The organism is Pseudomonas sp. B3G-3, assembly GCF_028640915.1.
GTDB classification, from domain to species: Bacteria; Pseudomonadota; Gammaproteobacteria; order Pseudomonadales; family Pseudomonadaceae; genus Aquipseudomonas; species Aquipseudomonas chlororaphis_I.
In genome coordinates this window covers 17,865-30,496 of sequence record NZ_JAQZAB010000135.1, presented here as the reverse complement: position 1 = coordinate 30,496, position 12,632 = coordinate 17,865, and the positions used below count along the sequence as shown (strand labels likewise).

Below are 12,632 nucleotides of genomic sequence, written 5' to 3'. Positions count from 1 at the left end.
GAACTCAAGGACCTGCCCGGAAAAGAGGCCGCTCCCACAGCGCCGACCGCGCCTGCCGACACCCGCTGTTTCCCGATCCAGGACATCGAACTCAAGGGCGCCGACAGCCTGTCCGCCGCCGAGCAGGCGCGCCTGCTCAAGCCCTATATCGGTCAGTGCCTGGGCGTCAGCCAGCTCAACGAGCTGCTCAAAGTCATCACCGACTACTACCTGGAGAAGGGCCTGGTGACCAGCCGCGCCTACCTGCCGCAGCAGGACCTGTCCGGCGGCCACTTGAAGGTGCTGGTGGTCGAGGGCCGGCTCGAAGGCTTGAAGGGCGCCGCCGACAGCCAGCTGTCCGAGCGGGAGCTGGCCATGGCCTTTCCCGGCCAGGTCGGCGCGCTGGTCAACCTGCGGGAAATCGAACAACTGGTGGACCAGCTCAACCGCCTGCCGTCGAACCAGGCACAAATGGAGCTGGCCCCCGGCAAGGAGGTCGGTGGCAGCCAAGTGCTGGTCAAGAACACTGCGCAAAAGCCCTGGCGGGCCGGGCTGTCGCGCAGCAACGACGGCCAGCGCAGCACCGGCGAGCAGCAGTGGGGCACCACCTTCGACTGGGACAGCCCGCTGGGGCTGGCCGACCAGCTGATGTTGCGCGGTGGCCACGATGCCATGAGCGACCACCAGCACACCTCCAACAACGCCATGCTCTCTTACAACCTGCCCTGGGGCTGGTGGAACTTCAGTTACACCTACAGCCAGAGCGAGTACCGCTCCCAGGCCCAGGCCAATGGTTTCAGCTTCAAGCAGACCGGCGACAGCCAGAACCACCAGCTGCGCGCCGAGCGGGTGATCCTGCGTGACGCGGTGAGCAAGACCTCGCTGAATGCCGGCCTGGCCTACCTGCGCACCAACAACTTCATCGAAGACAGCAAGCTGGCCCTGAGCAGCAATCGCCTCAGCGAAGCCCAGTTCGGCATCAACCACGGCCGGCGCATCGGCGGTGCCTTCGTCAACCTCGACCTGGGCATGCAGCACGGCATCGGTGCCTTCGACGCCCAGGACAATGGCCACCCAGGGCCGGGCGAGCCGAATGCGCGCTACCGCAAATACACCGCCACCCTCAGTTACCTGCAGCCGTTCAAGCTGTGGGGCGAGTCGTTCAGCTTCAGCAGCCTGATGACCGGCCAGCGCAGCGAAGACGTGCTGTTCAGCCCGCAGCGCACCAGCCTGGGCGGGCAGTCGTCGATTCGCGGGTACAAGGATCAGTCGCTGTCCGGCGACAGCGGCGGTTACTGGCGCAACGACCTGCGCTGGAGCCGTCCGGTGACCCTCGGCTGGCTGCGCCCGGTGTTCGCCGAGTACGGCAGCAGCCTGGGCTACGACCAGGGCGTGATCCGTGGCGACCGTTACAACGGTGAGCAGCACGGGCGTCTGTCGAGCAACTCCCTGGAGCTGTTCGCCCGCGGCCAGCACCTGGCGACCAGCGTGACCTTCGCCCATTCCCTTGAACGCCCGGATGTCCTGAGCGAGCGCGAAGCGCCGATCTACTTCCGCCTGGATTTCCTCCTCTGATTCGCGTTTTTTCGAGACCTTCGACATGGATGTTCGCCAATTCGCTTTCCTGGCCCGCCAGCCTTCTGCTGCCCTGAAAACCCGCGAGCACTTCTGGGGCATGCCCAAGCGCGGCCTGGCGTTCATCCTGGCCAACGCCATGTTCTGGCAACCGCTGTGGGCCCAGGCGGAAGGCATCGTGGTCAGCGCGCCGGGCACCAGCCTGGGGCAAGCGGGCAACGGCGTGCCCATCGTCAATATCGCCACGCCCAATGGCAGCGGCCTGTCGCACAACCAGTTCCACGACTACAACGTCGGCCAGCAGGGGCTGATCCTCAACAACGCCACCGACCGCACGCAAAGCACCCAGCTGGGCGGGATCATCGTCGGCAACCCGAACCTCAAGGGCGTCGCCGCGCAAACCATCCTCAACGAAGTCAACGGTGGCAGCCCCAGCCAACTGCGCGGTTACACCGAAGTGGCGGGGCAGTCGGCCCATGTGATCGTCGCCAACCCCTATGGCATCAGCTGCAATGGCTGCGGCTTCATCAACACCCCGAAAGCCACCCTGACCACTGGCAAGCCGGTGATCGAAAACGGCCAGCTCAGCCGTTATCAGGTCGATCAGGGGCAGGTGACCATCGAGGGCGCGACGCTCAACGCCAACAACGTCGACCGCTTCGAAATCATCACCCGCAGCGCCAAGATCAACGCCGAGATCCAGGCGAAAAACCTGAGCATCGTCACCGGGCGCAACGACGTCAACGCCCAGACACTGAACGCCACCGCCCGCGCCGACGACGGCAGCGCCAAGCCGGAACTGGCGATCGACTCTTCGGCCCTGGGCGGGATGTATGCCGGGGCGATCAAGCTGGTGGGAACTGAAGCGGGTGTGGGGGTAAGGCTCGCCGGTAACCTCGCTGCCAGCGGCGGCGATATCCAGATCGACGCCAACGGTCACCTGAGCATGGTCCAGGCTGCGGCGGGGGGCGCGGTCAAGGTCAAGGTTGCCAGCCTCGATGCCCAAGGTCCGGTCTACGCCGGTAGCACGCTGGATATGCAAAGCCGCGGCGACCTGAACAACCAGAAAAACCTGGCGGCCCGCGACAGCATCAGCCTCAGCGCCGGTGGGCAACTGAGCAACAGCGGCATCATCGAGGCCGGGGTCAATGCCGATAACAGTCGCAATGCCGGCGGTGATCTCACCGTCAATGCGCAGACCCTCAATAACAATGGCAACAGCCTGGTCGCCAGCCGCAATCTGACGGTGACCACGGCGCAAGCCCTGAACAATCAGGGCGGCACCCTGAGTGCGAAACAAAGCGCGAACATCCGCGCGGGCACCCTGGATAACCAGAACAAGGGCCGAGTGCTGAGCAGCGGTAGCCTGAATCTGAATGCCAACCAGTTGCTCAATAGCCAGGGCGGGCTGGTGAGCAGCAATGGTGAACTGGTCGCCAACCTGGCCGGGCTGGGTAACGCGGGCGCTGAGATTTCCAGCCTCGCCGGGGTGACCTTGAATGTTGCCTCCCTGGATAACGTGGCCGGCCTGATAGCGGCCGGTAGCGCTCTGAATATCAATGCCAGCGGTGTCTTCAACAACCAGGGCGGTCGCTTGAGCGCTCAACAGGACCTGCAACTGGTAGCTGCCTCCCTGAACAACAGCCAACAAGGCTCGATCATCAGTCAGGGCGCCTTGGGCCTGACAACCCAGGGGGCACTGGACAATCATCAAGCGGGCAGTATCCAGAGCACCGGCAATGCGCTGATCAGCAGCGCCAGCCTGAACAACCAGGGCGGCAAACTGGCCGCTCGTGACATCAGCCTTCAAGTGGCGGACCTGGACAACCGCCAGGGGCAGGTGATCGGCGATGGGAGCCTGACGCTGAACAGTCAGGGCGCGATCAACAATGCCACCGGCTCGATGACTTCCGGCCAGTTGCTGAACGTGCAAGGCGCCAGCCTCGACAACACCCAGGGGACGCTGCTGAGCAGTGCCGGCCTGACGGCGAAGATTGCCGGGCAGTTGCTGAACCAGGCCGGTCTGTTGTCAGCGAATGCTTTGCTGACCCTCGACAGCGCCAGTCTCGACAACCAGCTCAAGGGACGGATCGTCAGCAAGGCCGGCGCCAACCTGAATACGCTGGGTGTCCTGGATAACCGCGGCGGCAGTGTCAGCGCCGGCGGCGCCCTGGCGCTCAATGCCAACCGAGTGGATAACCGTCAGGGTGGTTCGCTGAGCGCTGCCCAGGGGGTGAGCCTGGGGATCGACAACCTCGACAACCAGGGCGGCAACGTCTCCAGCCAGGGTTACTTGAAGCTGACGGGGACGACGCTGAATAACAGCCATGATGGCAAACTGCTCGCCAATGGCGACATCGATCTGACCCTCGGCCAACTCGACAATCAACTCAACGGCCAGTTGTCCGGGCAGGCGGGTGTACAGGTCAAGGCTGCGCAGCTGAACAACGGCCAGGGTGGCAATCTCTACGCCAAAGGCAAGCTGGAGCTTGATCTGAGCGGGCAGTTGCTCAACGCCCGAGGCACGCTCAAGGGCGATGGCGCCATTCTGCTCAAGGCCGGCAGCCTGAACAACGACGCTGGCCAGCTCTCCAGCGTCAAGGGCTTGCAGCTCACCAGCCTGGGCACCCTGAGCAACCTGGGTGGCAGCCTGACCAGCGGCGACACCCTGGACCTGGTCAGCGGCCAACTGAACAACGGCGCCGCAGGCAGTATCTCCAGTGCCAAGGCCCTGACGGCAAGTGTCAGCGGCCTTGATCAACAAGGTGGCAAACTGTTTAGCAGCACCGGTCTGAGCCTCGACCTGAATAACGGTCAGCTCAATAACCAGGACGGTCTGATCAATGCCACTGGCCTGTTACTGCTGAAAAATCTCAAAGGGGTCAGCAACCAGGACGGTGAGATTTCCAGCGACCAGGGCTTCACGCTGGCCGCGCAAACGCTCGACAACACCGATGGCACGATTGGCAGCGAGCAGGCGCTGGTCTTGCGTGTCGAGCGCACCCTGAACAACCTCAGGGGGCTGGTGTCGGCCAATGGGCTCAAGGTTCATGCCGCCAGCATCGACAACACCGAAGGCACGATGGGCAGCGATTCGGACCTGAGCCTGAGCGTCGAGGAGGCGCTTGCCAACCTCAACGGCACCTTGTCCAGCGCCGGCCTGTCGAGCCTTAAAGCGGCCAGTCTGAACAATACCGAAGGCCAGCTGACAGGGGATCTCGGGCTGAGCATCGATCTGAGCGGAGCACTGAATAACCAGGGCGGGATGCTCGGTTCCGGCAAGGCACTGACGCTGAATGCTGGCAGTCTCGACAACCGCGCTGAGGGCGTGTTGCTGGCGGTCGATGGTTCCCTGACGGGCACGGTCGTTGGCGCTTTCGATAACCGTGAACTGGGAAAACTCAGAGCCGCCGGTGGCATCGAGTTGACCACCGGTAGCCTGGATAACCGTGGCGGTAGCCTGTCTGGCAAGGACCGACTGACCCTGCGCAGCGACCTGGCGGATAACCGGGGAGGGCTGATCCAGGCCGATAAGGACCTGAAATTACTGGTCGGACAGTTGGATAACCGCGATAAGGGTGTGTTGAGCGGCAAGGCGGCGATTGACTACGAAGGCTCGCGGCTGGACAACAGCGGTGGCCTGCTCAGTGCGGTCGGCCCGGTGACGCTCAAGGCCCAGGAAGTCACCAACAGCAAAGGTCGGATTGCCAGTCAGGTCGACCTGACCGCTACTGTCGATACCCTGAACCAGCAGGGTGGTGCGCTGGTAGCACAAGGCAGTCTGTTGCTGACGGGCCAGGCGCTTGATAACCGTAACGGCGGTCTGGTGGGCAGTACTAACGCACTGACCCTGAATGTCGATCAGGTCGATAACCGCGCCGGGGAAATCTCCAGTACCGAAAACAGCCTGAGCTACACCGGTCTGCGCCTGGACAACAGCGATGGCGGCAAGCTGCTGTCCGCAACCGACCTGCAGCTGACGGTCGCGCAGTTGATCAACCAGAGCAAGGGCCGACTGTTCGCCAAGGGCAGCGTTGGCCTGACGGGTACCCGGCTCGATAACAGCAGTGGCAGTTTTTCCGGTCTCAAGGGGCTGGATATTCGTCTCGATGGGGCTCTGCTCAATAACGCCGGGTTGCTCAGCAGCGAAGCGGGATTGACCCTCAAGGTCGCCACTCTGGATAACACCAAAGGCAAGGTCGGCAGTGCCGGCGCCCTGTCGGTTACCAGCCTGGGTGCGTTGCTCAACCAGGGCGGCTCGGTCCTCGCCGACCAGGGGTTGACCCTGGCCAGTTCCAGTCTCGATAACAGTCAGAGCGGTGTGATCAACGGCAAGGGCGCGACCCATGTCACCACCGGCCTCTTGAACAACGGCCAGGGTGGCCACCTCACCAGTGACGATACGCTGGACCTCAGTGCAACCCAGGTCGACAACGGCGCCAGCGGCCGCATTGCCAGTGAAAAGGCCCTGACGGCCAACGTCACCGGCCTCGATCAACAAGGCGGCGAACTCTTCAGCAAGACCCAACTGAACCTGGACCTGAACCACGGTCGGCTCGACAACCGCAAGGGTCTGATCAATGGTCCGGTGCTGGTGCTCAACAACCTCAAGAACGTCGCCAACCAGAACGGCGAAATCTCCAGCGCCCAGGTCTTCACGCTCGCCGCGCAAGACCTCGACAACAGCGCTGGCAAGCTGCTGAGCAAGCAGGGCCTGACCTTGCATATCGCTCAGGCCTTGAACAACCAGAACGGGTTGATTTCCGCGACATCCCTCAACAGCCGAAGCGCCAGCCTGGACAACAGCCATGGCCTGATCAGCAGCCGTGGCGAGGTCGACCTGGGCGTGACTCAAGCCTTCACCAATCAGAGCGGCACCCTGATCGGCGACGGGGCCGTGCTGCTGGCCGCCAACAGCCTCGACAACCGCGACGGTTCGGTCGCTGGCAAGGCCGACGTTACGGCCACCATCAACACCCTCGACAACCAGAACGGGCAATTCATCGCCAGCGGCGCCCTGGGCCTGACCGGCGCCGTACTCGACAACCGCCAGAGCGGCCTGGTCGGCGCTACAAAAGCGCTGAAACTCGAGGTGGGCAGCATCGACAACCGGGGTGGCGAGCTCTCCAGCAGCGCCGACATTGGCCTGACCGGCAAGCGTCTGGACAACAGCGACAGTGGCCAGATCATTGCGACCATGGGCTTGACCATGACCCTGGATCAAGTGTTGAACCGCAATCAGGGCCTGATCAATGGCAAGAGCGGCCTGACCCTGGATGGCCAGACCCTGGACAACACGGCGGGTCAATTGCGCAGTGGGCAGGATGTGCGCTTGGGCCTGGGCGGCGACCTGACCAACAATCAGGGATTGATCAGCAGCGAAGGCCAACTCGACGTCACCAGCGCCAACCTGAGCAACACCGCTGGCAGCCTGTCGAGTGCCGGCGCGTTGAAGGTCAAGGCCAGCGCGGCGCTAGGCAACCAGGGTGGACAGCTGGTCAGTGACAGTAGCATCGAGCTGAGCAGCGCCAGTCTCGACAACCGTCAACAAGGCGTGATCAGCAGCAAAGGCTCGATGGGGGTGACCACCGGTGCTTTTGACAACAGCCAGAACGGTCGCCTGAACAGTGGCGACAGCCTGACCCTGGCAGCGGGTCAGGTCACCAACCGCGACGGTGGCGTCATCGGCAGCACCAAGGCATTGACAGCCAACGTCACCGGCCTCGACCAGATGGGCGGCAAACTGTTCAGCAACACGAGCCTCACCCTGGACCTGAACCAAGGTCAGCTGAACAACCAGACGGGCCTGATCAATGCCCCGTCGCTGGAGCTGCGTAACCTCAAGGGCATTGACAACCAGGGCGGTGAAATCTCCAGTGCCCAGGCTTTCAGCCTCACCGCTGACAGCCTCGACAACAGCAACGGCAAACTTCTCAGCAACCAGGCCCTGACCCTGCGAGTCAACCAGGCCCTGACCAACCTCAAGGGCCAGATCGCCGCGGCTGCCCTCGATGTGCGGGCTGACAGCCTGGATAACGCTGAGGGTAGCGTTAGCAGCCGTAGCGATTTGACGCTGACTGTCGCGGGGCTGCTGAACAACCAGAATAAAGGCCTGATCAACGCGACACAGAACCTCACGCTCAGTAGTGCTGACCTGAATAACCAGGGCGGTACCCTGCTCGGTGGCGGTGCCGTGACCCTGAATGCGATGGCGCTGAACAACAGCGCCAACGGTCTGATCAACAGCCAGGGCAGTCTGGCCCTGACCGCCAGCAGCCTGAACTCCAGCAACGGCGGTGAGGTCTCGGCTAAAGGCGATATCACGCTGAACCTGGGGGCGCTGACCCAGAACGGCGGGCGCCTGCTGGGCGACAGTGGAGTGCGCCTCGACCTGGCCAACACGGACCTCGACAATCGCAATGGCCTGTTGATCGCCAAAGGTCCGCTGAGCATCAGTCGCCTGCGTGACCTGAACAATCAGAATGGGGAGATTTCCAGCAGCCAGAGCACTAACCTGGTTGGTCGCCTGCTGAACAATACCGGCGGCAAGCTGATCAGCAACAATCAACTGGGGCTGACCGGCGAGACCTTGCTCAACCAGGGTGGCCTGATCTCTGGCTGGCAGGGCCTGACAGTGAGTGGGGGCAGCCTCGACAACCGCAACAACGGCACGTTGTCCAGCCGCAGTGGCGACCTGAATGCAAACATCAGCGGTGCGTTGCTCAACAGCAGCGCCGGCGCACTGGTCAGCCAGAAAACGCTGAACGTCAATGCGGCCAGCCTGGATAACAGCGCCGGCATCCTGTCCAGCGGCGCCGGCCAGCAACTGACCGTTGGCGGCCTGCTGAACAACACCCAGGGTGGATCGATCGACAGCGGCGCCGCCCTGACGATGCAAGCCATGACCTTGAACAACGCCGGGACGATCAGCGCACAACAGGCCCTGGGTTTTACCGGCACGACCCTGGATAACACCGGCGGCAGCCTGGTCAGCAACGGCGCGGTGAATCTCGACCTGCTCGGCAGCCTGAGTAACACCAATGGCAAGCTCGCCAGTGGCGGGCCGCTGGTGATCAGCCGCAGCAGCCAGATCAACAACCAGGGCGGCCAACTGGTCAGCCAGGGGCTGATGAGCGTGCTCACTGGCGGCCTCGACAACCGCAATCGCGGCACCGTGGCGGCCAACGGCAATCTGCTCACCCAGGTATCGGGCGCCGTGCAAAACAATGGCGACGGCCTGATATACAGCCAGAACGGCACCTTGCAACTGAGCGCCGCAAGCCTGGGCAATGCCAAGGGCACCCTGCAAAGCCAGGGCGCGATGGACCTGGCCGTGACGGGGGATATCGACAACCAGAGCGGTCGTCTCCTGGCCCAGAACGGTGATCTCAAGGTCAGCGCCACCAACCTCGATAACCGCGGCGGTACCCTCGCCAGCCTCAAGGGCGCGCTGGAAGCCCGTATCGTCGGCGTGTTGAAAAACGGTTACGACCTGAACAATAACCGCCAGGGCGGCATCGCCCAGGCCCAGCGCCTGAACCTCAGCGTATTGGGCGGTATCGATAACTACGGCGGACGTATTTCCGCCCAGAACGGCGATGCACTGATCACCACCGCCAACTTCGACAACCGTAACGGCGGCCTGTATGCCAAAGGGCTGGTCAAAGTCAGCGGCAATAATTTCGATAACAGCGGTGACAACGACGGTCAGATCGCCGGTAACCGGATCGACCTCAGCCTCAATGGTCACTTGAACAACCGTATGGGCATCATCGAGAGCGACAGCACCCTCAGCGTGCGTGCCGCCAGTCTCGATAACCAGACCGGCCAGCTTCGGGCCCTGGGGGCCGGTGGCAAGACCGACTTCCAGATCGGCGGCTTGTTCGACAACCGCAACGGCAAACTGGAAAGCGCCAACAGTGACCTGACCCTGAATGCCGCGAGCTTCCAGAACCAGGGCGGCAGCTTGTTGCATGTGGGCAACGGCACCTTCGATATCTCCACGGCCAACGTCACCAATGCCGGTGGCAGCCTCGTCACCCGTGGCGGGCTGACGCTCGCTGCCGACAGCTGGACCAACAGCAGCGTGATCCAGGCCGGGCGCCTGACCATCAACGTCAACAACCTGATCCAGACCGGCAGCGGGCAATTGCTGGCCTCCACCAGCCTGGTGGGCAACGGCGGTAACTGGATCAATGATGGCCTGATTGCCAGCGATGGGACGGCCAGCCTGACGCTGGGCGGCAGTTATAGCGGTAATGGGCGCTACAGCAGCCTGGGCAGTCTCGGGCTGACGGCGGCTTCGATGAATCTGGGCAGTGCGGGTAGTGTGGCCGGTGGTGGGGACTCGACGATCCGAATCGGCGGACAACTGAGCAACGCCGGGCGGCTGACCTCCAATGCTGGTCTGACCGTCGAGGCCGGCAGCCTTGTTAACTCCGGGACCCTGGGGGCTGCGCAGAACCTCGATCTGAAAACCCCGTCGCTGCTCAATGATCACGGCCTGATTTTCAGCGGCGCGGATATGACGTTGGGCGTCGGCAATTTCACCAATCAGAACGGCGATCTGTACGGCCTCGGTAACGTGGCGATCGGTGGTTACGGAGGCGCCGCCCGGGCTGCGGGGATCTACAACGTCTCCGGTTCAATGGAGAGCGGGGGGGCATTCGCGCTTAACGCCGATGTGTTCCAGAACCGTACCGATGGCGCGGTGGCGTCGGGCAGTCGCAAGCTGGTATCGGGGTTTATCGCCAATTTATGTAATGACTGCCGAGGGGATTATTACACCTTCACGCTGGCGGCCCGTGAGGTCTACGAAAGTGTCGACAACGACACCAGCGCCTCGGCGCTACTGACAGCGGGCAGGGATTTCACTTTCCAGGGCGGCAGCTTTCTCAATAGCAAAAGCACGGTGAGCGCCGGCGGCAATATCAATATCACGGCCGACAGCCTGCAGAACATCGGCGCGCAGAACGGGACCATCGAACACACGCGTCTGTACCAAGTCGCCGGCATGAGCGATGGCAGTACCTGGCGGCTTTTCTCCAATGTTCTGATGCCCTACAACCAACGGAACAACCCTGATTTCCCCTATGAGTATTACCTTGATCTGGAAAACAATATTCACAAAGCCATACCTAGATCGGGTCGTGGTAGAGAGCCGGGGCGAGAAGGTGGAACGTATAACACAGTGTTCCTCAGCGACAGTGAAACGGGAAGGAGCGTCAACACACGCAATGCCTATAACACTGTAATGACCGGCCTGAGTTACGGCTTCGAACACTCAACGCTATCCCAGTATGACCCGAACAACCTGCTTGAAATGCCGAGCCAGTTGTCTCAGTACAAACTGCTCAGCGACGTTGAAATCGCCAAAGACAGTAGCGGTGCCGTCAGTACCAGTGGCAGCCGCAATGCGGTGATCCAGGCCGGTGGCAATGTTTCGATCACCGCCACCCAGGATCTGCAGAACAGTGTCATCCACCAGGACTACAGCGCCAGCGGTGGTACAAACAAAGTCGCCGATACCAGGGCAAGCGGTACCGGCACCACCGTTGTCAGGCTCAACAGCCAGCTACCTCCGGACTTGGCACAGCAACAAGTCAACCCGCTGAGCCTGCCCGGCTTCACCTTGCCGACAGGGCAGAACGGCATGTTCCGCTTGAGTGGCCAAGGCGGCTCGGCCCAACAGGCGACCCAGGCCAACAGCGGGCCGCAAAGCTGGACCCTGGGCAGCGCCTCGGTCAGCAGCGCCCAGCGCCAACAGAACCTGCCGGATATCCAGGCGCGCAGTTTCCAGATCGATGATGTCGCCCAAGTGGCTTCCAGCGATCGGCAACTGACCCGGGTCACCCGTCAAGCCACCGACAGTAATCTGAGCGCCAGCGCGATCGATGTCAGCGCCCCTGCCGACAATAGCGGCACCCTGGTGTTGTCAGGTCATGAAGGCAATGCTGGCGCTATCACCCAGGTGGGAGCCGTGCATGTCGAGGGGGCCAGCCATAGCGCGGTCGCCACAGGGCCGGACCTGAGCGTGCCAACACTGCCGCTCAACCCGCGTGATCCGTTGACCAGCGTGACCTCGCCTGGTGTCGGGAACGTATCGACCGGCGCTGTCCCCGCGGTGGCTAATCCAGTAGTCGCCACTCCAGTGGCCAGCCAGGCCGTGGCCCGTGTCCAAGGCGTGCCGGACAGCTCGTTCAAGCCTAATCCGCAGAAGTACCTGATCGAAACCAACCCGGTACTCACCGACCTCAAGCAGTTCATGAGTTCGGATTACCTGCTGGCCGGCCTCGGTTACGACCCGGACATCAGCGCCAAGCGCCTGGGTGATGGCTTTTACGAACAGCGTCTGGTGCAACAAGCCATCACTGCGCGTACCGGCCAGGCATTTCTCGCTGGGCAGAACTCCAACGAGGCTCAGTTCAAGTACCTGATGAACAATGCCATCGCCAGCAAGGATCAACTCAACCTGTCGGTAGGCGTGACCCTCACGTCGCAACAGGTCGCGGCACTGACCCACGATATCGTCTGGCTCGAAGAGCACGAAGTGAACGGCGAGAAAGTGCTGGTGCCGGTGCTGTACATGGCCCAGGCCAACGATCGACTCGGCCCGACCGGTGCGCTGATTGCCGGTAATGACGTGAGCCTGATCGCTGGCCAGAACCTCGACAACGTCGGTACCTTGCGGGCCACCAACAACTTGTCGGCCACGGCAGGCAAGGACCTGGTCAACAGCGGGTTGATCCAGGCCGGCAATCGCCTGGACCTGTTGGCGGGCAACAACATCACCAACAAGGCGGGTGGCATCATCGCCGGTCGTGACGTGACGATGAACGCGATCAGCGGTGATGTGCTCAACGAGCGCAGTGTCACCTCGGTGGACAGCGTGGTACGGGGTTATTCGCACAAGGATTACGCAAACAGCGCCGCGCGTATCGAAGCCGCCAACGACATGGTCATTTCCGCCGGTCGTGACATCACCAATCCCGGCAGCGTTCTGCAAAGCGGCCGGGACATGAGCCTGAGTGCGGGGCGCGACGCCAATATCGTCTCCACCGAGCTCAACAGCAGCCTGG

The 12,632-nt window shown here is 62.5% G+C and carries 2 protein-coding genes; both read left to right on the top strand.

Annotated elements, in window-relative coordinates; all coding sequences use genetic code 11:
* On the top strand, positions 1-1,554 hold a 1,554-nt coding region (locus PVZ80_RS32370; RefSeq protein ID WP_273863900.1), incomplete at its 5' end, for a ShlB/FhaC/HecB family hemolysin secretion/activation protein.
* 25 nt (positions 1,555-1,579) lie between these two features.
* On the top strand, positions 1,580-12,632 hold an 11,053-nt coding region (locus tag PVZ80_RS32365), incomplete at its 3' end, for a two-partner secretion domain-containing protein (RefSeq protein WP_273865052.1).